Origin of the sequence: Streptomyces sp. NPDC048417, from assembly GCF_040651615.1 — a bacterium.
Taxonomy (GTDB): domain Bacteria; phylum Actinomycetota; class Actinomycetes; order Streptomycetales; family Streptomycetaceae; genus Streptomyces.
Map to the genome: position 1 here is coordinate 1 of NZ_JBEZKI010000035.1, position 25,326 is coordinate 25,326.

Below are 25,326 nucleotides of genomic sequence, written 5' to 3' on the forward strand. Positions count from 1 at the left end.
ACACCACCCCCCAGGTCATCCGTTCGACAGGGGGACACAGTCATGCCGGGCCCGGAGGCCAGCGGCCCTCTTGCAGGACCGCGGAAAACATAACGGGGGCAGCGGCCGAACGGCGCTGTCCGGTCGCGGGTTGGTCGAGGCTGCGTAAGAGTCCCGTCAAAGGCGTGAACACCGCCGTAAGGGACCCGTCAACGGCGGCTGAATCCGGCCAGAAAGACGCTTTCCTCTAACCGTCCGAGTCCTTTCCGAACCCCATCCAGGAGTTCACGATGGCCGATCTGGCCTTCGTCGTCACCGTGCTCGCGGGTTTCGCGCTGGTGGCCCTCGTCGCCAAGGGGGTGACCAAGCTGTGACCGCCGAGAACATCGTCGGCCTCGTCGTGGCCGTCGCCCTGCTGGGCTATCTCGTCCTCGCCCTGATCTTCCCGGAGAGGTTCTGAGACAGTCATGGGTCCCGTAACCGCGGCCGTGCTCCAGCTCGCCGCGCTCATAGGCGCGCTGGCGCTCTGCTACATCCCCTTCGGCAACTACATGGCCAAGGTCTACTCCTCCGACAAGCACTGGCGCGTCGAGAAGTGGGTCTACAAGGGCATCGGTGCCAACCCCGACACCGAGATGCGCTGGCCCGCCTATCTGCGCGGTGTCCTCGCCTTCTCCCTGGTCGGCGTCCTCTTCCTCTACCTGCTGCAGCGGCTCCAGGGCATCCTGCCCGGCTCGCTCGGCTTCTCCTCGGTCAACCCGGCCCAGTCGTTCAACACGGCCGTCTCCTTCGTGACCAACACGAACTGGCAGTCGTACTACGGCGAGCAGACCATGGGTCACGTCGTGCAGACCGCCGGTCTGGCCGTGCAGAACTTCGTCTCCGCGGCCGTCGGCATCGCGGTGGCGGTGGCTCTGGTGCGCGGTTTCGCCCGGTCGCGTACTGGGGAGATCGGCAACTTCTGGTCCGACCTGGTGCGGGGTGTCATCCGCATCCTCGTGCCGTTCTCCGTGCTCGCCGCGATCATCCTGGTCGCCTGCGGTGCCATCCAGAACTTCTCCGGCATCCACGAGGTCGGCCAGTTTTTGAATGGGCACAGCATGGGCGGCTCGCAGCAGTGGAACGGTGGCGCGGTCGCCTCCCAGGAGGCCATCAAGGAGCTGGGCACGAACGGCGGCGGTTACTTCAACGCCAACTCCGCCCACCCGTTCGAGAACCCGACGCCCTTCACCAACCTCTTCGAGATCTTCCTGATCCTGCTGATCCCGTTCTCCCTGACCCGCACCTTCGGCGTCATGGTCGGCTCGGTGAAGCAGGGCTACGCGATCCTCGCGACGATGTTCACCATCTGGCTGGGCTTCGTGGCCCTGATGATGTGGACCGAGTTCGCCCACCACGGCCCGGCGCTCCAGATCGCGGGCGGCGCCTACGAGGGCAAGGAGGTCCGCTTCGGCGTCGGCTCCTCGTCGATCTTCGCGGTGTCGACCACCCTGACCTCGACCGGCGCGGTGGACTCCTTCCACTCCTCGTTCACCGGCCTGGGCGGCGGTATCACCCTGCTCAGCATGATGCTGGGCGAGATCGCTCCCGGTGGTACCGGCTCCGGCCTCTACGGCATCCTGATCATGGCGATCATCGCGGTGTTCATCGCCGGTCTGATGGTCGGCCGCACACCCGAGTACCTGGGCAAGAAGATCGGCCCCCGCGAGATCAAGCTGTCGGCGATCTACATCCTGATCACCCCGGCGCTGGCGCTCGTGTTCGCCGCGATCTCCATGGCCCTGCCGACCCCGCCGCACTCCATGCTCAACCCGGGCGCGCACGGCTTCTCCGAAGTGCTGTACGCCTTCACCTCGGCGGCCAACAACAACGGCTCGGCCTTCGCCGGCCTGAACGCGAACACCGACTGGTTCAACACCATGACCGGACTCGCGATGCTGTTCGGCCGCTTCCTGCCGATGGTGTTCGTGCTGGCGCTGGCCGGCTCGCTCGCCGAGCAGCGGCCCGTCCCGGCCACGGCCGGCACCCTGCGGACCGAGAAGCCGCTCTTCACCGGCCTGCTCGTCGGCGCGATCCTGATCATCACCGGTCTGACCTACTTCCCGGCCCTGGCGCTGGGCCCGCTGGCCGAGGGGCTGGCGTCGTGAAAACGCGAACGGAAGCCCACGAGGACACCATGTCCACACCCACCCTTGCGCCCCACCAGGACGCGCCGACCGGGCACAAGGCCGCCGAAGGCCGCGTCGGCGCGGGCCTGTTCGACCCCAAGCAGCTGATCAGGTCCCTCCCCGAGGCCTGCCGCAAGCTCGACCCGCGGGTCATGATCAAGTCCCCCGTGATGTTCGTGGTGTGGGTCGGCTCGATCCTGACCACGGTCTTCTCCTTCAAGGACCCGGGCGACTGGTTCGGCTGGACCATCAGCGCCTGGCTGTGGCTGACCGTGATCTTCGCCAACCTCGCGGAGGCGGTCGCCGAGGGCCGGGGCAAGGCCCAGGCGGACACCCTGCGCAAGGCGAAGACCGACACCATCGCCCGCCGACTGGTCGGAGACACCGAGGAGCAGGTGCCCGGCACCGAGCTGAAGATCGGTGACCTGGTGGTCTGCGAGGCCGGCGACATCATCCCCGGTGACGGTGACGTCATCGAGGGTGTCGCGTCGGTCGACGAGTCGGCGATCACCGGTGAGTCGGCTCCGGTCATCCGCGAGTCCGGCGGTGACCGGTCCGCCGTCACGGGCGGTACCAAGGTGCTGTCCGACCGGATCGTCATCAAGATCACGACGAAGCCGGGCGAGACCTTCATCGACCGGATGATCAGCCTCGTCGAGGGCGCGGCCCGGCAGAAGACGCCGAACGAGATCGCGCTGAACATCCTGCTCGCCTCGCTGACGATCGTCTTCCTGCTGGCCGTCGCCACCCTCCCGCCCTTCGCGGACTACGCGGGCACCCATCTGACGATGGTCGTGCTGGTCGCCCTCCTTGTCTGCCTCATCCCGACCACCATCGGCGCGCTGCTCTCCGCGATCGGCATCGCCGGCATGGACCGGCTGGTGCAGCGCAACGTGCTCGCCATGTCGGGCCGTGCGGTCGAGGCCGCCGGTGACGTCTCCACCCTGCTGCTGGACAAGACCGGCACCATCACCCTCGGCAACCGCCAGGCCTCCGAGTTCCTGCCGGTACGCGGGGCCACCGAAGCCGAGGTCGCCGACGCCGCCCAGCTGTCGTCGCTGTCCGACGAGACCCCTGAGGGCCGCTCCATCGTCGTCCTGGCGAAGGAGAAGTACGGGCTGCGCGAGCGGCACCAGGGCGAGTTGGCGCACGCCGAGTGGATCGCCTTCACCGCCCAGACCCGGATGTCGGGTGTGGACGTCGACGGCAGGAAGATCCGCAAGGGCGCGGCCGGTTCGGTCATCGCCTGGGTCCGCGAGCAGGGCGGCACCGTCGCCGAGGACGCCGACACCCTCGCAGACCGCATCTCCGAGGCCGGTGGCACTCCGCTCCTGGTCGCGGTCGAGGACGCCGAGGGCGCCCGGATCCTGGGTGTCATCCACCTCAAGGACGTCGTCAAGGACGGCATGCGCGAGCGGTTCGAGGAACTGCGCCGCATGGGCATCAAGACCGTCATGATCACGGGTGACAATCCGCTGACCGCCAAGGCGATCGCCGAGGAGGCGGGCGTCGACGACTTCCTCGCCGAGGCCACCCCCGAGGACAAGATGGCCCTCATCAAGCGGGAGCAGGCGGGCGGCAAGCTGGTCGCGATGACCGGTGACGGCACCAACGACGCCCCGGCGCTGGCCCAGGCGGACGTCGGCGTGGCGATGAACACGGGTACGTCGGCCGCCAAGGAGGCCGGCAACATGGTCGACCTCGACTCCAACCCGACCAAGCTCATCGAGATCGTCGAGATCGGCAAGCAGTTGCTGATCACGCGCGGTGCGCTGACCACGTTCTCCATCGCCAACGACGTCGCGAAGTACTTCGCGATCATCCCGGCCATGTTCGCCGTGGTCTACCCGGGCCTGGACAAGCTCAACATCATGCACCTGTCCTCGCCCAGCTCCGCGATCCTGTCCGCGGTCATCTTCAACGCGCTGATCATCATCGCGCTGGTGCCGCTCTCGCTGCGGGGCGTCCAGTACAAGCCGGTCAGCGCCGACAAGATGCTCCGCCGCAACCTCGGGATCTACGGCCTCGGCGGTCTGATCGCGCCCTTCGTCGGTATCAAGATCATCGACCTGATCATCTCCCTCATCCCCGGGCTGTAATTTCTTGAAAGCGTGCTGAAGGCCATGAACAACTCCGTAAGCAACACCGCCCGGTTGCTCTGGGCGGCCCTGCGCGCCCTGCTCGTGCTGACCTTGGTGACGGGCGTCGTCTACCCGCTCGTCGTCACCGGCATCGCCCAGGCCGCGTTCAGCGACAAGGCGAACGGCTCCGAGGTCAAGGCGGACGGCAAGGTCGTCGGCTCGTCCCTGATCGGGCAGTCGTACAACCTGCCGCTGAAGAAGGGCCAGGAGACCCCGGACGCGGCCCTGCAGTGGTTCCAGGGGCGCCCGGCCAACGGGCTCGGCAGCAACAGCGTCAACACCCGGTACAAGCTGCTTCTTTCGGGTGCGACCAACCTCGCCGCCGACAACAAGGTCCTGATCCAGCAGGTGAAGGACGCCAAGGCCGCGGTCGTCAAGGACAACTCGGTGCCCGGCCACACGGTCACGCCCTCCCAGGTGCCGGCCGACGCCGTCACCTCCTCGGGCTCCGGCCTGGACCCGGACATCTCCCCGGTCTACGCCGAGCTCCAGGTCCACCGGGTCGCGGCGAAGAACCACCTCTCCGTCGCGCAGGTGGAGAAGCTGGTGAAGGACCACACCGACGGCCGCACCCTCGGCTTCATCGGTGAGCCCCGGGTGAACGTCCTCGGACTCAACATCGCGCTGAAGGAACTGATCAAGGGCAGCTGATGACCCGAGTGCTGGTCGTGGAAGACGACCCACGGCTCGTACGGGCACTCGTGATCAACATGCAGGCACGCCAGTACGGAGTGGACGCGGCGCCCGACGGCGCCACGGCCCTCCGGCTGGCGGCCGCGCGTCAGCCGGACGTGGTGATGCTCGACCTCGGACTGCCCGACATGGACGGGGTCGACGTCATCAAGGCGCTGCGCGGCTGGACCCGTGTACCGATCCTGGTGCTGTCGGCGCGACAGGCCTCCGACGAGAAGGTCGCCGCGCTGGACGCGGGCGCCGACGACTACATCACCAAGCCGTTCAGCATGGACGAACTGCTCGCCCGGCTGCGGGCGGCCGTCCGCCGTACCGAGGAGGTCCCGCTCGCCCCCGAGACCACCCTGGTGGAGACGCCCGACTTCACCATCGACCTGCTCGCCAAGAAAGCCGTACGGGCCGGCCACGACGTACGGCTCACCCCCACCGAGTGGCATCTGCTGGAGATCCTGGTCACCAACCCCGGCCGGCTCGTCACGCAGAAGCACCTGCTGCAGGAGGTGTGGGGTGTCTCGCAGAGCAACAAGACCAACTATCTGCGGGTGTACATGGCGCAGCTCCGCCGCAAACTGGAGGCGGACCCCGCGCACCCCCGGTACCTGATCACCGAGCCCGGCATGGGCTACCGCTTCGAAGGATGACATGGCACGCGGCAGGCTTCGGATCTCCCTCGGTGCGGCACCCGGCGTGGGCAAGACCTACGCCATGCTCTCCGAGGCCCACCGCAGGATCGAACGGGGCACCGACTGTGTCGTCGCGTTCGTCGAGCACCACGACCGGCCGCGCACCGAGGTGATGCTGCACGGCCTGGAGGTGATCCCGCGCAGGGAACTGGAGTACCGGGGCGCGGTGTTCACGGAGATGGACGTGGACGCCGTCCTCGCGCGCCGCCCCCGGGTCGCCCTGGTCGACGAACTCCCGCACACCAACATCCCGGGCTCCCGCAACGCCAAGCGCTGAAGGACGTGGAGGAGCTGCTGGCCGCCGGGATCGACGTGGTCTCGACGGTCAACATCCAGCACCTGGAGTCGCTGGGCGACGTCGTCGAGGCCATCACCGGGGTACGGCAGCAGGAGACCGTCCCCGACGAAGTCGTGCGCCGCGCCGATCAGATCGAGCTGGTCGACATGTCCCCGCAGGCGCTGCGCCGCCGGATGGCGCACGGCAACATCTACCAGCCGGACAAGGTCGACGCGGCGCTGTCGAACTACTTCCGGCCCGGCAACCTCACCGCCCTGCGCGAACTCGCCCTGCTCTGGGTGGCGGACCGGGTCGACGAGTACCTGAACGAGTACCGCAGCGAGCACCGGGTCTCCACCATCTGGGGCTCGCGGGAGCGCATCGTCGTCGGCCTCACCGGCGGGCCCGAGGGGCGCACCCTCATCCGGCGGGCCGCACGGCTGGCCGAGAAGGGCGCCGGCGGCGAGGTGCTGGCCGTCTACATATCGCGCAGCGACGGCCTCACCTCCGCTTCCCCGAAGGAACTCGCCGTCCAGCGCACTCTCGTCGAGGACCTCGGAGGCACCTTCCACCACGTCGTCGGCGTAGACGTCCCGGTCGCCCTGCTCGACTTCGCGCGCGGGGTCAACGCCACCCAGATCGTCCTCGGCGTCTCCCGGCGCCGCAGCTGGCAGTACGTCCTCGGGCCGGGTATCGGCGCCACGGTCGCCCGGGAGTCGGGGCCCGATCTCGACGTCCACCTCATCACGCACGACGAGGCCGGCAAGGGGCGGCTGCCGCTGGCGCGCCGGAGAACGCCGACGTCGACATGCCGGTCGGCGACCACATGACGCTCGCCCTGTCCGGACGGGTGCTGCCGGCCATCGACCGGCGCGTGCTGGCCGCGTTCGCGGCCCAGGCGGCCGTCGTGCTCGACCGGCAGCGGCTCCAGCAGGAGGCCGACCAGGCGAAGGAGCTGGCGGAGGGCAACCGGATCCGTACCGCGCTGCTGGCCGCCGTCAGCCACGATCTGCGCACCCCGCTGGCCGGCATCAAGGCCTCGGTGTCGTCGCTGCGTTCGGACGACGTGGAGTGGTCCGAGCAGGACCGGGCGGAGCTCCTGGAGGCGATAGAGGCGGGTGCCGACCGGCTGGATCTCCTGGTGGGCAACCTGCTCGACATGTCCCGCCTGCAGACCGGCACCGTCACGCCCATCGTCCGCGAGGCCGACCTGGACGAGGTGGTGCCGATGGCACTCGGCGGGGTCCCCGAGGACAGCGTCGAGCTGGACATCCCGGAGACGCTGCCCATGGTCCACGTCGACAAGGGGCTGCTGGAGCGGGTCGTCGCCAACGTGGTCGAGAACGCGGTGAAGTACAGCCCGGCGGACACCCCCGTCCTGGTGAAGGCCAGTTCCATCGCCGACCGGGTGGAGGTCCGGGTGGTGGACCGCGGGCTCGGCGTCCCGGACGAGGCCAAGGAGCGCATCTTCGAGCCGTTCCAGCGCTACGGCGACTCTCCGCGCGGCGCCGGTGTCGGTCTGGGCCTGGCCGTGGCCCGGGGCTTCACCGAGGCGATGGGCGGCACGCTCGCGGCCGAGGACACGCCGGGCGGGGGGCTCACGATGGTGCTGAGCCTGCCGTTGGCGCCGGGGCGCAGACCGGAGCGGCCGGATCTCTCGGCCGCGGTGACGTCGTAACGCCTCACGAGGACAACTGCCGTATGTTCAGCGGCAGATGCCAGGTGTTGCGGCGGTGTGCGGACGTCAGTGCGTCCTCCAGCGGGGACGGCGGCACCGCGAGGACCGGGCAGTGCGCGTGGGTCAGGCAGTAGCGGGTGACGCGGCCCGCGAAGGGCCGGTGCCAGCCGCGCCGGCCCGCCCCGACGACCAGGATGTCGTCGTCCCGGTCGGCCGTCTCCACCAGGGCCAGGCCGGGGGTGGCGCGGACGACGAGACCGTGCAGCGGGACGCCGGCCGGCGTCACCTCGCCGAAGACCTCACCGAGCACGACGAGCAGCCGCTCCCGGGCCAGCCGCTGCCACTCCTCGACCAGCGCCGGCGGGGTGGGGGAGCGATGCGCCGCCAGCTCACCGCCCGGCGGCTCCCAGGCCAGCACCGGCCACAGCTCGGCTTCCCGCCGTCGGGCTTCCGCCGCCGCGCGGCGCAGGGCCGTGACGCTGCCCAGCGAACCGCTCACACCGACGACGACCCGACCGGATGTGCAGGTGTCGTAACCGGACATGTATCCACCGTACTTCCGCAGCGCCCCCGGGCGTGTCCCGGGAACGGACCGCCTCCGTGACACTCCCCGACGCCGCGCGCGAGCCAGCCCCGCAGCCGCTTCTTGGCACGCCTCTGACGCCCGCGACCAGCGTCGACGGCCCCTCCGTCAGCGTCCCGTCAACGTCACCGCGATCACCGTCAGCGTCCCGTCATGAGGCATCGGAGGACCGCCGGGGACGGGCATAGCTTCTTGGGTGAGCCCCGCTCAGCCTCTCGGCGCGGTCACCACCGGGTTCCCGTCGGAGCGGATCGTGCTGCACGGCAACGCCAAGTCCCCGCGCGATCTGGAGTCCGCGCTGCGGCTGGGCGTGGGGCGGATCGTGATCGACAGCCCCTCGGAGATCGCCCGGCTCGCCGCCGCCGTCGGACCCGGCGGGCATCAGAAGGTCATGGTCCGGGTGGTGCCCGGGATCAGCGCGGGCGGCCACGAGAAGATCCGCACCGGCACGGACGACCAGAAGTTCGGGCTGTCCTCCCCCACTCTCGGCTTCGCTCGAGCGGGAGGTGCCCCCAGCGACGGCTACGCCCAGCACGCCATCGCCCGGATACTGGACCAGCCGCAGCTCGAACTCACCGGACTCCACTGCCACCTGGGCTCCCAGATCACCAGCGTCAAGCCGTATCTCGCCGCCGTTCCCCGGGTGGTCGGCCTCATGGCCCGCCTGCACGAGCAGCACAACTGGTGCTGCCCGAGCTGGACCTCGGCGGCGGCCACGGCATCGCCTACCGGCCCGGCGAGGAGGCCCTCGACCTCACCGCCCTGGCCCGCAAGGTACGCGCCGAGCTGACGGACGCGTGCGCCGCGGCCGGGCTGCCGGTACCGCGCCTGATCATCGAGCCGGGCCGGGCGATCGTGGGTCCGGCCGGAATCGCCGTGTACCGGGTCCTCGCCGTCAAGAAGACCGGTGACCACACGTTCGTCGCCGTCGACGTCCTCGGCGAACCCGCCGTGAACGTCGTCCAGTTGAACGCGGCCCTCGACCGCACGCATCCCGAGAGGGGGGCCTGATCCCGTGTACGGCTGGCTCCAGGCCACCCTGATCCTCGCCGTCGTCGTGGGCGTGCACGTCCCGCTCGGCGACTACCTGGCCCGCGCCCTCGACGGCGGCCGGCACCACCGCGCCGAACGGGCCCTCTACAAGGTCTGCGGCGTCGACCCGGACCGCGAACAGGACTGGCGGCACTACCTGTTCGCCCTCCTCGCCTTCAGCCTGATGAGCATCGCCGCGCTGTTCGCCCTGTTCACCCTCCAGGGCGGGCTGCCCTGGTCCACCGGGCACCCGGGCATGCCCTGGCGGCTCGCCCCGCACACCGCGGTCAGCTTCACCACCAACACCGGCTGGCAGAACTACGCGGGCGAGTCCACCACCGGCCACCTCGCGGTCATGGCGGGCCTGGGCGTGCAGGCGTTCGCCTCGGCGGCCGTCGGCATCTGCGCCGCGCTGGCCCTGATCCGCGGCCTGGTCCGCCGGGACACCGACCGGCTGGGCAACTTCTGGGTGGACCTGATCCGTACGATCTTCCGGGTCGTGCTGCCCCTGTCGATCGTCTCCGGGATCATCCTGATCGCGCTCGGTCTCCCGCAGAACCTCCTGAGCCCGCACACCGTCACCACCGTCGCGGGCGGCCAGCAGACCGTCCTCGGCGGTCCGGTCGGCTCCTGGGAGCCGCTCAAGCTGATGTCGGGCGACGGCGGCGGCATCTTCAACGCCAACAGCGCGCACCCCTTCGAGAACCCGTCCGCGCTCACCAACGCGATCGAGATCGTGCTCATGCTGCTGATCCCGACCGCCTTCATCCGCGCCTACGGCCGCATGATCGGCTCCCTGCGGCAGAGCTGGACGCTGCTCACGGTCGTCGGCATCCTCCTCGGCCTGCTGCTGGCGGCCGGCAGCCTCGCCCAGAGCGCCCACACCGGCACGGTGACCGAGGCCGTCGGCGGACCGTACGAGGGCACCGAGACCCGCTTCGGAGTCCCCGGCTCGACCCTCTTCGGTATCGCCGCGCCACCGGCTCCGCCGACGGCGCGGCGAACGCGTCGTACGACAGCTTCTCCAGCCTCGGCGGCGGGGCGCTGCTGTCGGCCATGATGCTGGGCGAGATCGCGCCCGGCGGCACCGGCAGCGGACTGTACGGCCTGATCATGGCGGTGCTGATCGCCGTCTTCGTCGGCGGGCTGATGGTCGGCCGGACCCCCCGAGTACCTGCGCAAGCGGATCGGGTTCCCGGAGATGCGGCACGTCGTGCTGTACGCGCTGGTCGCCCCGACCGCCGTCCTCGGCCGCGCCGCCCTCGCGGTCGCGCTCGGCGGCGGGCAGTCGTCCATGGGCAACCCGGGGCCGCACGGCCTGACGGAACTGGTGTACGCCTACACCTCCAACGTCAACAGCAACGGCAGCGCGATGGCCGGCTTCAACGGCGCCACCGACTTCCACAACCTGCTCATGACGGCGGCGATGCTCGTCGGCCGCTATGTGCCCATGGTGTTCCTGCTGGCCCTGGCCGGCCGGCTGGCCCGCCAGCGGCCCGGCGTGGTCACCGTCGGCACTCTCCAGGCCCGCGGCGTCAACTTCGTCGCCCTGGCCACCGGGGCCGCGCTCATCCTGGCGTTGCTCGACTTCCTGCCCGCGCTCTCCCTCGGCCCGCTGGCGGAGGGGCTCCTCTGGAGACCCCCGGGCGGGCCGGCCATCCTCACTCACGCCGGCCGGCCCGTCCGGGCCCTTCACGGGGCGGGCCGGCCGGGCACAGAGGACACTGTTGCCGACCGTCCCACCGGCCGTGATGGGGTCCCGATGGCGTATGGCCTGGCACGTCGTGAACTGAGACCGAGGGTTCCGCTGCGCCCGGGCGAGGGCGGCAAACACGGTCTGACCAGTCTGCAGGGGCTGGCCGCGCTCTCCCTGGACGCACTCAGCTCGGTGGCGTACGGCCCCGAGGCGATCGTGCTGGCCCTGGTGGTCGCCGGTACCGGGGCGCTCACCGCCACCCTGCCCATCACCCTCGCGATCACCTTTCTGCTCGCCACGCTCGTCGTCTCCTACGGCCAGGTCATCGCCGTTCACCCGGACGGCGGTGGCGCCTACGCCGTCGCCAAGGCGGACCTCGGCGGCACCGCGAGCCTGCTCGCCGCCGCCAGCCTGGTCGTCGACTACGTCCTCACCGTCGCCGTCAGCCTCGCCGCCGGCGCCGACGCGCTCGCCTCGGCCTTCCCGTCCCTGGGCCACGACAAGCTGCTCGTCTGCCTGATCGGCCTGGCCCTGCTGACGGCCGTGAACCTGCGGGGCATCGCCGAGAGCGCCCGGGTGCTGATGCTGCCGACGCTGCTGTTCATCGTGGCGATCCTCGGGGTGATCCTGCTCGGCCTGCTGCGCTCGCACCCGGTCGCCGTCGTCGGCACCGACCAGCCCGTGCACGCGACCGAGGCGCTGGGCGCGCTGGTGATCCTCAAGGCGTTCTCGTCCGGTTGCTCGGCCCTGACCGGGGTGGAGGCCATCGCCAACGCCGTACCGACCTTCCGGCCCCCCAGCGTCAAGCGGGCCCAGCGCACCGAGCTGATGCTCGGCGGACTGCTCGGGATCATGCTGATCGGCCTGGCGATCCTCATCCACCGCGACCATGTGGCCCCGCGCGGCGGGGTGACCGTCCTCGCCCAGCTCACCGCGGGCGCCTACGGGACCGGCTGGCCCTACTACGTCACCAACCTCGTCGTCACCCTGGTCCTGGGCCTGGCCGCCAACACCAGCTTCGGCGGGCTGCCGGTGCTGATGAGCCTGCTCGCCCGCGACCACCGGCTGCCCCACCTCTTCGGCCTGCGCGCCGAACGCCCGGTCTACCGCTACGGCGTGGTGGCCCTCGCCCTGCTGGCCGCGCTGCTGCTGATCGCCGCCGACGCCGACACCCATCGGCTGCTGCCGCTCTTCGCCATCGGCGTCTTCATCGGCTTCACCCTCAGCCAGCTCGGCCTGGTCCGGCACTGGGCGACCCGGCGGCCGCCCGGCTGGAAACGCCGGGCGCTGATCAACGGCACCGGCGCCCTGCTCACCACCGTCGCCGGGGTCATCCTGTTGCTCACCAAGTTCCTCGGCGGCGCCTGGGTGGTCGTGCTCGCCGTGCCGCTGCTGATGCTGCTGTTCGCCCACATCCAGCGCTACTACACCGCCGTGGGCCAGGAACTGGGCCTCGGCCGCACCCCGCAGCCCCCACCCCGGCACACCGGCAGCCTGGTGATCGTGCCGATCGGCGAGGTCAGCAAACTCGCCCGGCACGCTCTCGGCGCCGCCCTCGCCCTCGGCGACGAGGTGGTCGCCGTCGCGGTGCACGCCGACCCGGTCAGGTCCCGTGCCCTGGAGGAGGCCTGGGAGCGGTGGAACCCCGGAGTGCGTCTCGACATCGTCAACAGTCCGCACCACTCGCTGGTGCAGCCGATCGTCGACTACGTGCAGCGGGCGGCGGAGGGCGGCCGTCAGGTCGCCGTCCTCATCCCCGAGGTGGAGCCGAAACACCGCCGCTACGAGATCCTCCAGAACCAGCGCGGCCTGCTCCTCGCCACCGTCCTGCGGGCCCGCACCGATGTCGTGGTCTGCCTGCTCCCGTACCGCCTGAAGCTGTAGCACATCCGCCTTGTCGGGCCCGGGACAGCCCCTTACAGTGCGCCTCGTAATGTTCGCCGAGCTCGCCGAAACTTTCGGCGTCGGCTGCGGAAGGGCACGCACATGCGAACGTACGGCAACCCGGTCATCCCCGGCTTCCACCCCGACCCGAGCGTGTGCCGGCTGGGGGAGGACTACTACCTGGTCTGTTCCAGCTTCGAGTACTTCCCCGGCGTCCCGCTCTTCCACAGCCGGGACCTGGTGCACTGGCGGCAGCTCGGCAACGTGCTGGACCGGCCGGGCCAGTTGACACTGCCGGACGAAACGCCGGCCTCCGGCGGCGTGTACGCCCCGACGATCCGGCACCACGACGGCCTCTTCCACGTCGTCACCACCAACGTCAGTGCGGGCGGCAACCTCCTGGTCACCGCCGAGCACCCCGAGGGGCCCTGGTCCGACCCGGTGTGGATCGACGTCCCCGGCATCGACCCCGACCTCGCCTGGGACGAGAACGGCGACTGCTGGTGCGCGGTGGCGGGGGTGACGGTGGCCCGGATCGACACCCGGACCGGGAAGGTGCTGGAGGGGCCGCTGCCGATGTGGTCCGGGACCGGGCTGCGCGATCCCGAGGCGCCGCACCTGTACCGGGTAGGAGAGTGGTGGTACCTGCTGGTCGCCGAGGGCGGCACCGCGCTCGGGCACGGGGTGTCCGTGGCCCGCGCCCGCTCACCGCGCGGGCCCTGGGAGCCCGCGCCGGGCAATCCGCTGGTCTCCCACCGGGGCACCCGGGAGCCGGTCCAGTGCACCGGCCACGCCGACCTGGTCCAGGCCGCCGACGGCAGTTGGTGGGCGGTGCTGCTCGGCACCCGCCCGCGCGGCTGGTTCCCGGAGTTCCACGTCCTCGGCCGCGAGACCTTCCTGGCGCCGGTGGAGTGGGCGGACGGCTGGCCGCGCATGGGGCGGGTGCGGGAGCGGGAGCAGTCTCCGGCGGTCTGGCGTCCTCTCGAACAGCCGTCCGTGCGGGACGACTTCACGGCCACCGCCCTCGCGCCGCACTGGATCTCCCCGCGCAGCCGGCCGGACGCCTGCTGGTCGCTGGCCGAACGGCCCGGGTGGCTGACGCTCACGGCCACCGGGGACAGCCTCGACCGGGCCGGGCACACCTTCGTCGGCCGCCGCCAGCAGCATCCGGACTGCCGTGCCGCCGCGCTGCTCGACCCGGGCACGGCACGCGCGGGTCTCTCGGTCCGCATCGACGAGGCCCACCACTACGACCTGGAGGTGAGCGGGGGAGCGGTGCGCGTGGTCGCCCGGATCGGGCCGCTGCGGCAGACGATCTCCGAACAGCCCGTGCCACCGGGCCCGGTGACCCTCGTCGTCGAGACCGGCACGACCCGGGTGCCGCCGCCCACCGCCACCGTGCCCGGGCGGAACGGGACGACCGGGGTCCGTCCCGCCGGGCCCGATGCGGTGACCCTTTCGATCGAAACATCCGGCGGTGTCGTTCGGCTGGCCGAACTCGACGGGCGGTATCTCTCCACGCAGGTGGCGGGCGGGTTCACCGGCCGGGTCATCGGTATGTACGTCACCGAGGGCCGGGCCGCCTTCGACTGGTTCGAGTACGCGCCCATCAGCTGATGCGCGACACCTTGACGCTCCTGATCCGCCTTTCTAGAGTCGCGGTTCGGAACGTTCGGGGAAATTGTCGAATGTTTCGAACTCTTCAGACGCTGAGCCCCTCGAAAGCTTCGAAGCCCCGAAGAACCATCGAACCAGGACGGCGTCGGTCGTCCCGTACCCCAAGGAGCGCATCATGGGCGACCCGGCACTGTCCCGACGCGGTTTCCTGGCGGCCACCGCGGCCGCCGGACTGGGCATGACCGCCCTCAGCGGCTGCGGCGGCGACTCGGACGGAGGCTCGTCGGGGGGGACCACCACCATCGAGTGGTGGAACATCTCCACGACCAACCCGACCAAGGGCGTGTGGGCCGCCCTCGCCAAGAAGTTCGAGGCGCAGAACCCCAAGGTCAAGATAAAGATCGTGCAGTTGGAGAACGACGCCTACAAGTCGAAGATGACGGCCCTGATCGCCTCCGGGAAGCTCCCGGACATTTTCCACACCTGGGGCGGCGGAGTCCTCCAGCAGCAGGTCGACGCCGGGCTCGTCAAGGACCTCACCGACCCCACCAAGGCCTGGGCCGAAGGGCTGCTCCCGGTCGCCAAGGAGCCGTACCTCCTGGGCGGCAAGACGTACGGCATCCCCTTCGACATCGGCATGGTCGGCTTCTGGTACAACAAGGCGCTCTTCAAGGAGGCCGGGGTCAGTACACCCCCCACCACCTGGAGCGCCTTCCTCGACGTCGTGAAGAAGCTGAAGGCCGCCGGTGTCACCCCGCTCGCGCTGGCCGGCAAGGAGAGCTGGACCGGCATGTACTACTGGGCGTACCTGGCGATGCGCACCGCCGGGATCGCGGCCCTCAAGAAGGCCGACGACGACAAGGACTTCACCGGCGACGGGTTCGTGCAGGCCGGACAGCATCTGAAGGACCTGGTCGCCCTGGAGCCGTTCCAGAAGGGCTTCCTGGGCGCCGCCTACTCCAGCCCGACCGGGCAGGCCGCCACCGTCGGCAACGGCAAGGCCGCGATGGAGCTGATGGGCCAGTGGGCCCCGGTCGTCGAGGCCGACGCCGGCAAGGGAGTCGGCGCGAACCTGGGCTTCTTCCCGTTCCCGGCCGTGGAGGGCGGCAAGGGCACCATCACCGAGGTGTTCGGAGGCGGCGGCGGACACGCGCTACGCGCCGACGCCCCGCAGGCGGCCGTCGACTTCCTGAAGTTCTTCGCCTCCGAGACCACGGACGCCGAACTGGTGAAGAAGACCGGCGTGCTGCCCGTAGTCCCCGCCGCCGAGAGCGCGCTGACCGACGCCAACCTGAAACTCGTACAGGCCCAGTTGAAGGCCGCCACCGGCTTCCAGCTCTACCTCGACCAGGCCTACGCGCCCGCCGTCGGCCAGCAGGTCAACGACAGCGTCGCCGGTCTGATCGCCGGGTCCAAGTCGCCCGCGGACGTCACCCAGGCGATCACCAAGACCGCGAAGGAAGAGCAGTAGGCCGGCCGATGACCTCGACCTACCTGTCCGACATGCGGTCCGGACCGGACGCCCCGCCCCAGCCGCCCCCGCCCTCCGGCCGGACCCGCTCCCGGCGCCGGCTGCTGCACTGGCTCACCGCGATGGGCTTCCAACTGCCCGCCCTGGTCCTGTTCGGCGTGCTCGTCCTGCTGCCGATCCTGTTCGCGATCTACGCCTCGTTCTTCCGCTGGGGCGGCTTCGGCATGCCGTCCGACTACACCGGCACCGACAACTTCACCCGGCTCTTCCAGGACGACGTCTTCCTCGGCGACCTGTGGCGCTGTCTGTTCCTGGTGCTGCTCTCGCTGGCGCTGCAACTGCCGTTCGCGCTGGCCATGGCGGTCCTGCTCAACCAGAGGATCCGCGGCCGGGCCGTCTACCGGATGCTGTTCTTCGCGCCGTACGTGCTGTCCGAGGCGATCACCGGTGTGCTGTTCGGCATGATCTTCGCGCCCGGCCAGGGGCTCGCCGACCATGTGCTCGGCGCCATCGGGCTCGACGGCCTCGGCGGGGAGTGGTTCTCCGACCCCTCCACCGTGATGGCCACCCTCTTCCTGGTCATGACCTGGAAGTACTTCGGCTTCCACATGATGCTCTACCTGGCCGGACTCCAGTCCATCCCGGCCGAGTTGACCGAGGCGGCGACCGTCGACGGCGCGAACCCCTGGCAGCGCTTCCGCCACGTCACCCTGCCACTGCTCGCCCCGACCCTGCGCATCAGCGTCTTCCTGTCGGTCATCGGCTCCATCCAGCTCTTCGACCTGGTCTGGGTGATCACCGCGGGCGGCCCCGACCACCACTCCGAGACCATGGCCGTGACCATGTTCCAGTACGGCTTCAAGCGCTACCAGGTCGGCTACGCCAGCGCGATCAGCGTGGTCATGTTCGCCATCAGCCTCGTCTTCGCCCTCGCCTACCAGCGGTTCGTGCTCCGCCGCGACCTGGCGGGCGCCACCACGAACATGAGGGGAGACGGCGCATGAGCGGCCGTAGCACGACCGGACGGAACCTGCCCCTGCACCTGGTCCTCGTCGTGGTCGGCGCGATGATGGTCGTACCCCTGCTGTACGCCGTGCTGTCCGGGTTCAAGTCGACCGACGAGCTGTCCCGCAACCCGGTCGGGCTGCCCGGCTCCTGGATCGTCTCCAACTACACCGACATCCTCGGCTCCGGCGCGTTCTGGCGGCTCGTCGGCAACAGCACGCTGATCGCGGTGGGCACGACCGTGCTGGTGGTCGCGGTGTCGGCGCTCGCGGCCTTCTCCTTCGCGCGGTTCGCCTTCCGGGGCCGTGAGGTGCTGTTCACGGTGTTCACGATGGGGCTGATGTTCCCGTTCGCGGTGGCGGCGCTGCCGCTGTTCCTGCTGCTGCGCTCGATGCACCTGCTGGACAACCCGCTGGGCGTGATCCTCCCGCAGGCCGCGTTCGGGCTGCCGATGACCATCATCATCCTGCGCGGCTTCTTCCGGGGGATCCCCGGCGAGCTGGAGGAGGCGGCCACCCTGGACGGCTGCGGGCCCTTCGCCTTCTTCTGGCGGATCCTGCTGCCCATGGCCCGGCCCGCGCTCGGCACGGTCTCCGTGCTCGCGGTGGTCACCAGCTGGAACAACTTCCTGCTGCCGCTGCTGGTCTTCACCGACTCCACGTGGTGGACCATCCCCATCGGCGTGCAGCAGTTCCAGGGCCAGTACTCCGCGGACACCGCCCGGGTCTTCGCCTATCTGGTCCTCGCCATGGTCCCGGCCCTGGCCTTCTACTCGGTCGCCGAGCGGCAACTCGTCGGCGGCCTCACCGCAGGCGCCACCAAGGGCTGAATCCGCACTCCCCAACGATCGGAGTCGCACGATGTCCCGCACACGTCTCAGACTCGCCGGTGCCCTCGCGGCCGTGCTCGTGGCGGCGGGGGTGGCCACCGGCCCCGCCGCCCAGGCCCACGGCCGGCCGCCCACCCTCGCCGAACTGGCCCAGCGCCACGGCCGCTACTTCGGCAGCGCCACCGACAACCCCGAACTCACCGACACCGCCTACACCAAGCTGCTCGGCAGCGAGTTCGACATGATCACACCCGGCAACGGCATGAAGTGGTACGCCACCGAGCCGCAACAGGGCGTCTTCGACTGGACGAACGGCGACCAGATCGTCGACCTGGCCCGCAGGAACCACCAGCGCATCCGCGCCCACACCCTGGTCTGGCACAGCCAGCTGCCCGACTGGCTCACCTCCCGCGAGTGGACGGCCACCGAACTGCGGGCGGTACTGAAGAAGCACATCCAGACCGAGGTACGGCACTACCGGGGCAAGGTCTACTCCTGGGACGTTGTCAACGAGGCCTTCAACGAGGACGGCAGCTACCGCGAGACCCTCTGGTACAAGACGCTCGGCCCCGGCTACATCGCCGACGCGCTGCGCTGGGCCCACCAGGCCGACCCGCACGCCAGGCTCTACCTCAACGACTACAACATCGAGGCCACCGGCCCGAAGAGCGACGCCTACTACGCGCTCGCCCAGGAGCTGAAGGCGGCGCACGTGCCGCTGAACGGCATCGGCTTCCAGGCCCACCTCGCCCTCCAGTACGGCTATCCGGCGACCCTGGAGGAGAACCTCCGCCGCTTCTCCCGGCTGGGCCTGGACACCGCGCTCACCGAGGTGGACGTCCGGATGCAACTGCCCGCCACCGAGGGGAAGCTGGCCGAGCAGGCGACCTGGTACGCGGACCTGACCAAGGCGTGCCTCGCGGTACGGCGGTGCGTGGGCGTGACGATCTGGGACTACACGGACAAGTACTCGTGGATCCCGGCGTTCTTCCCGGGCGAAGGCGCGGCCCTGCCCTGGGACGAGCAACTCGCTCCCAAACCGGCCTACTTCGCACTGCGCCAAGCGCTCGGCTACAGGGGGTAGTCACCCCTGGACGCACGTCGGGGCCGGTGCGCACCATGTGTGTGCGTCCGGCCCCTGTTGGTCACCGGGCGGAGCGGCGGGGCCGCCCGGGGGTGGTGCGGTGTTCTGTCAGGCGGCGGTCATCACGCTGCCGGCACCGAGCGGGCGGTGCGGTGCGATGATCTGGCCGTCGGGCAGAAGCTCACCGGTGTCCTCGAAGAGCAGGACGCCGTTGCACAGCAGGCTCCATCCCTGCTCCGGGTGGTGCGCCGTCAGGCGGGCGGACTCCCGGTCGGCGGATTCTGCTGTCGGGCACGGTGGCTGGTGCTGGCACATGAGTGGGGTCTCTCGCTCTGTGGTGGTCATCTCGGTCCCCCGTGGTGTTGAGTCGGTCGGAAACCAGTGTTGCCCTCCGGGCGATGTTCCGCAGGGATTTAGCCGCACCGCTTCTCACAGGTTGGAGACGCGTCACTCGCGCGGACGGTTCATCTCGACCGGGAGGCCAATTCGGATGGTTTCGCATGGCCGGATGGGGCTAGTCAGGTCGACGGAGAAGCGTTGCCGGGCTCTTAGAGGTCGTCTCATCTGGTGTGTCCGCCGTAGCAGATGAGGCTGCAGGCGATGGCGGTGAAGGCCAGGAAGTGCTCGGCCTTCCGTTCGTAGCGGCGGTGCACACGGCGGCAGCCGCCCAGCCAGGACATCGTGCGCTCGATCGTCCAGCGATGCCGGCCCAGCCGGGTGGAGGACTCGATGCCCTTGCGGGCGATGCGGTGCCGGATGCCTCGCTTGGGTAGCCATCGGCGCAGGTGGTCGTAGTCGTAGCCCTTGTCCGCGTGGAGCTTGGCGGGCCGTCGCCTGCGCGGGCCGCGACGGGAGCGGATGGGCGGGATGCCGCGCACGAGCGGCTCGAGCGCCTGGCTGTCATGCAGATTCGCGCCGGAGATCCCGATCGAGAGGGATAGACCGGTCCGCTCGGTGATCAAGTGGATCTTCGAGCCCTTCTTGCCCCGGTCTACCGGATTCGGACCTGTCAGGTCCCCCCTTTCAGGGCCCGCATGTTCGCCGAGTCGATGGCGCACCGCGACCAGTCCAACTCACCGCGCGCACCCAACTCGTCGACGATGAGGCGGTGCAGCTTCGCCCAGACCCGGGCGGCGGTCCACTCGGTGAAGCGCCGGTGCGCGGTCGGCCCCGACGGGCCGAGGACCGGCGGCAACTGCCGCCAGGTGCAGCCCGTCGTGGCCAGGAAGATGATCGCGGCCAGCACCTCGCGATCCCCGTACCGGCGCCGACCGCCGCCCTGCGGCCGCGATGGAGCAGGTGGGACCACCCGCTGAAACAGCTCCCACCCCGTCACTCGTTCAAGGGTGACGGGGTACGGCGCGTGACGGTCTCAGGCGGGTGTGATGAGCAGGGGTGCCGGTGTGATCCGGCGGGTCAGCAGGGGCAGCAACTCGGCCACCGGGTGCGGCCGGTGCGCCGCGATGCCGGGCGGGGCCGGGGCGAGCGGGATGAGCAGGTCGGTGGCGGCGGGGTGACCCTCGGCGCCGTCCGCGGTGCGGTCGCCGTGCAGCCACAGGGTGAGCATGTAGAGGCCGGGCAGGGACAACAGGCGCGGCTGGTACGACTGTTGCAGGGCCTCGGCCTGGTGCAGGGCCCGCTCCGTGGAGGAGATGTAGGGCCCCTCGAAGAAGTGCGAGAAGGCCCAGCCGTCCGGGGTGAGCATCGTCTCGGCCGCGGCCACCGCGCGGTCGCCGCAGCGGATCAGGAAGCGCCAGCCGGCCAGCCGGGTTGCGGACATGCCCTCCGGGGCGATCCGGTCCAGGACGTGCACGGGCAGGGGGAGTTCGGGGGTCGCGGGTCCCTGGGCGGTGCGCAGGGAGGGGGTACGGGCCTCGCGGACCGCGGTGGGAGAACCGAGGGCGGTGAGGACGGAACGCAGGGCGGGCGCGGGCGCAGGAGGGAATTGCAGCGGCATGGTGGGTCGCCTCTCGTTCGACAGGCGCGGCGGCGCGAGGGCAGGGGCGGACGGCACTGTCAGCTCACAGGGGGGTCAGAGAGGCGGGGGCCCGGCTCGGTGAAGAGAGGTGCGGGCGTTGTCTGCCGCACGTCATTCAGAGGGCAGGAACCAGACCGTGGGCGCCAGCCTTCTGCCTTGTTCGCGGAGTTTATACGACGCCTGTTCAGACGGTGTTTCACCGGGTCGTTTCACAGAAGTGAACAAGGCGCAATTCAGCCGTTGATACGTGCGGAATCCTCCCGATTTCCGGCCCACCGCGCCCGCGCTGACCTCGGAATACGGGGTTCTCGCGGTCGGCCGAATGTCGTCGGCGTTTTTCACGAGGACATCGGGGAACCCGAAGTTGCATGATGCCCCATGCCCCGTGAATGTGCCGCAGGACACATTCCAACAGACTAGCGGCTACCGGTGCCGCGCGCGACGTTATCGATCGCTTCCGGTGGGCATCATCCCACCTGGACCCGGGACCACCGGCGGCCGGAACCCCGGTCCGCCCATTCGAGGAGGGACGCTTCGATGGGGGAGAAGGTCGTGGCGGGCCGGTTCGACCTGTCCGATCGCCAGCGCTACCGTGAAAAGCTCCGCGACTGTCTGTCGGGGCTGGAGCGACTGCTGGTGGAGAAGCGGTTCGACCGCCCCAAGAACCTCATGGGCGTCGAGATCGAATTGAATCTCGCCGGTGCGGACGGCATGCCGAGAATGTTGAACGGACAGGTTCTTGAACGTATCGCGAGCCGAGATTTCCAAACAGAACTCGCCATGTTCAATCTGGAAGTGAACATAGCTCCACACCGCCTCGGCGGCCGGGTATTCGACCGGCTCGACGAAGAACTCCGGACGTCGCTGGCGTACGCCGACCGCAAGGCGGGCGAGGTGGACGCCGGGATCGTGATGGTCGGCATTCTGCCCACGCTGGAGCGGGACGACCTGGTCTCCGCGAACCTCTCCGAGGTCGACCGGTACACCCTGCTCAACGACCAGATCGTGGCCGCCCGGGGTGAGGACTTCGTGCTCGACATCGAGGGCGTCGAGCACCTCAGGTGCACGTCGAAGTCGATCGCCCCGGAGGCCGCCTGTACCTCCGTCCAGCTGCACCTCCAGGTCACCCCGGCCCGTTTCGCCGACGTGTGGAACGCGGCGCAGGCGGCCTGCGCCGCGCAGATCGCCGTGGGCGCGAACTCCCCCTTCCTCTTCGGCCGCGAACTGTGGCGGGAGTCCCGGCCCCCGCTGTTCCTCCAGGCCACGGACACCCGGCCGCCGGAGCTCCAGGCACAGGGCGTACGGCCGCGCATCTGGTTCGGCGAGCGCTGGATCAGCTCCGCCTACGAGCTCTTCGACGAGAACCTGCGCTACTTCCCGGCGCTGCTGCCGATCTGCGACGAGGAGGACCCGCTGGCCGTGCTGGACGCGGGCGGGGTGCCGAAGCTCGCGGAACTCGTCCTGCACAACGGGACGGTGTACCGCTGGAACCGGCCGGTGTACGGCGTCGCCGACGGTGTCCCGCACCTGCGCGTCGAGAACCGTGTCCTGCCGGCCGGGCCGACCATCACCGACGTCATCGCCAACGCGGCGTTCTACTACGGCCTCGTCCGCGCACTCGCGGAGGAGTCACGACCGGTGTGGACGCGGCTGCCGTTCGCCGCGGCCGAGGCGAACTTCGACGCGGCGTGCCGTCATGGCATAGACGCGCGGCTGGTGTGGCCGAGGAGGGGCCGGTACGGCGGCGGTACGACCGAGGTGGACGCGGTCATCCTGGTCCGCGACGAGCTGCTGCCGCTGGCGGCGGCGGGACTGGACGCGTGGGGGGTGGAAGCCGCCGACCGGGACTTCTATCTGGGCGTGATCGAGGAACGCTGCCGGCGGCGGGTGAACGGGGCGTCCTGGCAGGCGGCGACGTTCCACCGGGCGCTGGAGCGGGGACTGCCGCGGGACGAGGCGCTGGCCGCGATGACGCGGCGCTATGCGGAGCTCATGAACGAAGGGGAGCCGGTGCACACGTGGCCGGTGGGGTTATTGGAGCCGGTGCTGATGGGGTGAGCGGCGAGCGGGAGCGCCGTGGGGTGTTGCCGTGCGTGGTGTGGTGGGGTGTTGCCGTGCGTGGTGCGGCGGGCGTCGCCGTGCGTGGTGCGGCGGGGTGTCGCGGTGCGTGGTGCGGTGGGGTGTTGCCGTGCGTGGTGCGGCGGGCGTCGCCGTGCGTGGTGCGGCGGAGTGTCGCGGTGCGTGGTGCGGCGGAGTGTCGCGGTGCGTGGTGCGGCGGAGTGTCGCGGTGCGTGGTGCGGCGGAGTGTCGCGGTGCGTGGTGCGGCGGGGTGCTGGGCGCGGCGCCGTCGGGGCTGGTCGCGCGGTTCCCCGCGCTCCTGACCACGTTGGCGCGAACTCTCTTCCGCCGCGACGGTACGGCGGTGCCGTGGTAGCCGGCGGGGTCGGTCCGTATCGGTTGCTGCTGCCGCTCCTGCCGTTCCCGCCGCTCCTGCCGTTCCCGCCGCCCCTGCTGCTCCCGCCGCCACGATCGCCTGCGGGATGACCGTGCGGACCGGGCCGTCGCCAGGGCGATCGTGCGGCGGTGGGCCCGGGGACGGGGGTCGGCCGCGCTCGCCCGGTGTTGATCGGGCAAGCTGTGACGTCCCATGACAGTGGTGCTCTTCCTGTCCTCCCGACAGCCCGGCGCGCACGGTCTTCCTTCGTGACTGCTTTCCAGGCAGTGGCGGGGTGAGGATGGGCATGGGGCGGGATTGCTCAACTGGAGGCAGGAGTGCAGGTGGAGGCGGAGCAGGTGGCCGATTCATACCCACTGGAGCGGCCCTCGCGGCGCATGCTCAGGGACGAGACGCTGCTCGTTCTGGGGCTTTCGCTCGGTGCGAGTGGAGTATCCGCCCTGATCAGCTTCATCGGATCGGTCACCAAACCGGGCGGGCTGAAGGACCAGGCGGCGACCCTCAACGCGTCCGCCGCGCCGGGCCGCCCATGGCTGGATCTCGCCTGGCAGCTGTTCGGCATCGCGAGCGCGCTCGTCCCCGTTCTCCTGGTCGCCCATCTCCTGCTGCGCGAGGGCGCGAGCCTGCGCACGCTCGGCTTCGACCGCACCCGCCCCTGGCCCGACCTCGGGCGCGGGGCGGGGATCGCGGCGGTGATCGGCAGCACCGGAATCGCCTTCTACCTGGCCGCACGCGGCCTCGGCTTCAACCTCACGGTGGTGCCCGAGGCGCTGCCGGACGTGTGGTGGAAGTACCCCGTGCTGATCCTCTCCGCGGTGCAGAACGCGATCCTCGAAGAGGTCATCGTCGTCGGCTACCTGCTGCGCCGGCTGGACCAGTTGGGGTGGAGCGCGGGCACGGCTCTGGTGGCCAGTTCCGTACTGCGCGGGTCGTACCACCTCTACCAGGGGATCGGCGGCTTCGTCGGCAACATGGTGATGGGCGTGGTCTTCGTCTACCTGTACCGGCGGTGGGGCCGGGTCGGCCCCCTGGTGGTGGCGCATTCCCTGCTCGACATCGGCGCCTTCGTCGGCTACGCGCTGCTGGCGGGCAAGGTGGGCTGGCTGCCTACGGCGTGAGCAGCTCCCCGTCGATCACGGTGACGGCCCGTCCGGTGAGCAGGGTGCGGTCGCCGCGCAGCGAGGTGCGGACGAAGCCGGTACGGCGGGAGGCCTGGAGCCCGGTCAGATCGGGCCTGCCGAGCCGGGCGGACCAGTGCGGCGCGAGGGCGGTGTGCGCACTGCCGGTCACCGGGTCCTCGTCGATGCCGACGTTCGGGAAGAAGCAGCGGGAGACGTAGTCGTAGCCCCGGGCGGGGTCCGCGGCGCGGGCGGTGGCGATGATTCCGCGCGCGGAGTAGGCGCCGAGGGCCCTGAGGTCGGGGGAGAGGCCGAGCACGGTCTTCTCGTCGGCGAGTTCGACAAGCAGGTCGCCCACGTTCGGCCCGGTGTCGAAGGCGGCGACGGGTTCGGCGCCGAGCGCGTCGGTGACACCGGCGGGGGTGTCGACGCGGGTGAGCGGGGCGGTGGGGAAGTCGAGGGTGATCGCCCCGTCCGTGCCGGGCGTCGCGGTCAGCACTCCGCTGCGGGTGGCGAACCGCACGGGACCCGCCTGCACCCCTGTCGTCACGATCACGTGGGCGGTGGCGAGCGTGGCATGCCCGCACATCGCGACCTCCGTGACCGGGGTGAACCACCGCAACGCCCAGTCGGCGTCAGCGCCCTCGGGCAGGGGGTGCGCGAACGCGGTCTCGGCGTGGTTCACCTCCATGGCGACGTTCTGCATCCACCCGTCATCGGGAAAGCCGTCCAGCAGCACGACCCCGGCCGGGTTCCCGGCGAAAGCCCGCTCGGCAAAGGCATCGACGATTCGAATCCGCATGGACCAGACGTTAGGGCTTCCACGAGACGACCGCCCAAGGCCAATCCGGCCCCGCTGGACCGTTTTCCCTCCACTGGCCCCCACACCACCGACGACCATGCACACCCCGCAAGGGCCACGGGCAACTGAGCTGGTGACAGCGACGGCGCGCCG

The 25,326-nt window shown here is 70.3% G+C and carries 21 protein-coding genes and 3 pseudogenes; 19 read left to right on the forward strand and 5 right to left on the reverse strand.

All coding sequences use genetic code 11. From position 1 onward, the window contains the following. The first annotated feature begins 349 nt into the window (after nt 1–349). The 8 genes and pseudogenes from kdpF (at nt 350) to AB0D59_RS41170 (ending at nt 7,619) form a co-directional block, all read left to right on the forward strand. On the forward strand, nt 350–439 hold the full coding sequence (gene kdpF / locus AB0D59_RS41135) for a K(+)-transporting ATPase subunit F (protein WP_016434100.1): 90 nt from the start codon (nt 350–352) through the stop codon (nt 437–439). Between the two features lie 7 nt (nt 440–446). Next, nucleotides 447–2,126 (forward strand): potassium-transporting ATPase subunit KdpA, encoded by a 1,680-nt coding sequence (gene kdpA / locus AB0D59_RS41140; RefSeq protein WP_362576399.1) that lies wholly within the window; start codon nt 447–449, stop codon nt 2,124–2,126. Nucleotides 2,127–2,155: 29 nt separating this feature from the next. Then, nucleotides 2,156–4,246: a potassium-transporting ATPase subunit KdpB gene (gene kdpB, locus AB0D59_RS41145; RefSeq protein WP_362576475.1), complete on the forward strand. Its 2,091-nt coding sequence runs from the start codon at nt 2,156–2,158 to the stop codon at nt 4,244–4,246. Nucleotides 4,247–4,270: 24 nt separating this feature from the next. Further along, nucleotides 4,271–4,939 (forward strand): potassium-transporting ATPase subunit C, encoded by a 669-nt coding sequence (locus AB0D59_RS41150; protein WP_362576400.1) that lies wholly within the window; start codon nt 4,271–4,273, stop codon nt 4,937–4,939. Next, complete coding sequence (locus AB0D59_RS41155) at nt 4,939–5,622, forward strand: response regulator transcription factor (protein ID WP_362576401.1); 684 nt, start codon at nt 4,939–4,941, stop codon at nt 5,620–5,622. The genes AB0D59_RS41150 and AB0D59_RS41155 overlap by 1 nt, the downstream gene beginning before the upstream one ends. A 64-nt stretch (nt 5,623–5,686) precedes the next feature. Then, nucleotides 5,687–6,195 (forward strand): annotated as a pseudogene (locus AB0D59_RS41160) (histidine kinase); the annotation flags it as partial. 45 nt (nt 6,196–6,240) lie between these two features. Next, nucleotides 6,241–6,771 (forward strand): universal stress protein, encoded by a 531-nt coding sequence (locus tag AB0D59_RS41165; protein WP_362576476.1) that lies wholly within the window; start codon nt 6,241–6,243, stop codon nt 6,769–6,771. Next, nucleotides 6,750–7,619, forward strand: a complete 870-nt coding sequence (locus AB0D59_RS41170) for an ATP-binding protein (protein WP_362576402.1) — start codon at nt 6,750–6,752, stop codon at nt 7,617–7,619. Before AB0D59_RS41165 ends, AB0D59_RS41170 begins: the two co-directional genes overlap by 22 nt. Before the next feature lie 4 nt (nt 7,620–7,623). Here the strand turns inward: AB0D59_RS41170 and AB0D59_RS41175 are convergent, their stop codons facing one another. Then, a complete protein-coding gene (locus AB0D59_RS41175) occupies nt 7,624–8,163 on the reverse strand; it encodes a universal stress protein (RefSeq protein WP_362576403.1) in 540 nt (179 codons plus the stop codon). Between the two features lie 259 nt (nt 8,164–8,422). Between AB0D59_RS41175 and AB0D59_RS41180 the strand changes: the two are divergent. The 9 genes and pseudogenes from AB0D59_RS41180 to AB0D59_RS41220 form a co-directional block, all read left to right on the forward strand. After that, nucleotides 8,423–9,135: pseudogene (locus tag AB0D59_RS41180) on the forward strand (diaminopimelate decarboxylase); the annotation flags it as partial. A gap of 82 nt (nt 9,136–9,217) precedes the next feature. Beyond that, complete coding sequence (locus AB0D59_RS41185) at nt 9,218–10,294, forward strand: potassium-transporting ATPase subunit KdpA (protein ID WP_362576404.1); 1,077 nt, start codon at nt 9,218–9,220, stop codon at nt 10,292–10,294. Continuing rightward, nucleotides 10,270–10,338 (forward strand): annotated as a pseudogene (locus AB0D59_RS41190) (hypothetical protein); the annotation flags it as partial. The gene AB0D59_RS41185 and the pseudogene AB0D59_RS41190, both read left to right, overlap by 25 nt. A gap of 70 nt (nt 10,339–10,408) precedes the next feature. Continuing rightward, complete coding sequence (locus AB0D59_RS41195) at nt 10,409–12,814, forward strand: amino acid permease (protein ID WP_362576477.1); 2,406 nt, start codon at nt 10,409–10,411, stop codon at nt 12,812–12,814. A 102-nt stretch (nt 12,815–12,916) separates the two neighbouring features. Continuing rightward, entirely contained in the window at nt 12,917–14,431 is a 1,515-nt protein-coding gene (locus tag AB0D59_RS41200) for a glycoside hydrolase family 43 protein (RefSeq protein WP_362576405.1), read from the forward strand. 175 nt (nt 14,432–14,606) lie between these two features. Then, the gene (locus AB0D59_RS41205; protein WP_362576406.1) at nt 14,607–15,902 is read left to right on the forward strand and encodes an extracellular solute-binding protein; all 1,296 of its coding nucleotides are present in this window, start codon (nt 14,607–14,609) and stop codon (nt 15,900–15,902) included. A gap of 8 nt (nt 15,903–15,910) precedes the next feature. Continuing rightward, nucleotides 15,911–16,906, forward strand: a complete 996-nt coding sequence (locus tag AB0D59_RS41210) for a sugar ABC transporter permease (protein ID WP_362576407.1) — start codon at nt 15,911–15,913, stop codon at nt 16,904–16,906. Then, nucleotides 16,903–17,736, forward strand: coding sequence for a carbohydrate ABC transporter permease (locus tag AB0D59_RS41215; protein WP_362576408.1), 834 nt, complete (start codon nt 16,903–16,905; stop codon nt 17,734–17,736). The genes AB0D59_RS41210 and AB0D59_RS41215 overlap by 4 nt, the downstream gene beginning before the upstream one ends. 31 nt (nt 17,737–17,767) lie before the next feature. Beyond that, the gene (locus tag AB0D59_RS41220) at nt 17,768–18,820 is read left to right on the forward strand and encodes an endo-1,4-beta-xylanase (RefSeq protein WP_362576409.1); all 1,053 of its coding nucleotides are present in this window, start codon (nt 17,768–17,770) and stop codon (nt 18,818–18,820) included. Nucleotides 18,821–18,928: 108 nt separating this feature from the next. Here the strand turns inward: AB0D59_RS41220 and AB0D59_RS41225 are convergent, their stop codons facing one another. The 3 genes from AB0D59_RS41225 to AB0D59_RS41235 form a co-directional block, all read right to left on the reverse strand. Then, nucleotides 18,929–19,135, reverse strand: coding sequence for a DUF5999 family protein (locus AB0D59_RS41225; protein ID WP_046727224.1), 207 nt, complete (start codon nt 19,133–19,135; stop codon nt 18,929–18,931). 245 nt (nt 19,136–19,380) lie between these two features. Continuing rightward, a protein-coding gene (locus tag AB0D59_RS41230) for an IS5 family transposase (protein ID WP_362576410.1) occupies nt 19,381–20,156 on the reverse strand; the annotation gives its coding sequence in 2 pieces (ribosomal slippage) (nt 19,381–19,832 and nt 19,832–20,156; 777 coding nt in all). Between the two features lie 36 nt (nt 20,157–20,192). Further along, nucleotides 20,193–20,777: a hypothetical protein gene (locus tag AB0D59_RS41235; RefSeq protein ID WP_362576411.1), complete on the reverse strand. Its 585-nt coding sequence runs from the start codon at nt 20,775–20,777 to the stop codon at nt 20,193–20,195. A 558-nt stretch (nt 20,778–21,335) separates the two neighbouring features. Here AB0D59_RS41235 and AB0D59_RS41240 point away from each other — a divergent pair. Together AB0D59_RS41240 and AB0D59_RS41245 are read left to right on the forward strand one after the other, a co-directional pair. Continuing rightward, the gene (locus AB0D59_RS41240; protein ID WP_362576412.1) at nt 21,336–22,856 is read left to right on the forward strand and encodes a glutamate--cysteine ligase; all 1,521 of its coding nucleotides are present in this window, start codon (nt 21,336–21,338) and stop codon (nt 22,854–22,856) included. Nucleotides 22,857–23,570: 714 nt separating this feature from the next. Then, nucleotides 23,571–24,371, forward strand: a complete 801-nt coding sequence (locus AB0D59_RS41245) for a type II CAAX endopeptidase family protein (RefSeq protein WP_362576413.1) — start codon at nt 23,571–23,573, stop codon at nt 24,369–24,371. Here AB0D59_RS41245 and AB0D59_RS41250 read toward each other — a convergent pair. Beyond that, the gene (locus AB0D59_RS41250) at nt 24,361–25,173 is read right to left on the reverse strand and encodes a PhzF family phenazine biosynthesis isomerase (RefSeq protein ID WP_362576414.1); all 813 of its coding nucleotides are present in this window, start codon (nt 25,171–25,173) and stop codon (nt 24,361–24,363) included. The genes AB0D59_RS41245 and AB0D59_RS41250 overlap by 11 nt on opposite strands. Between the last annotated feature and the right edge of the window lie 153 nt (nt 25,174–25,326).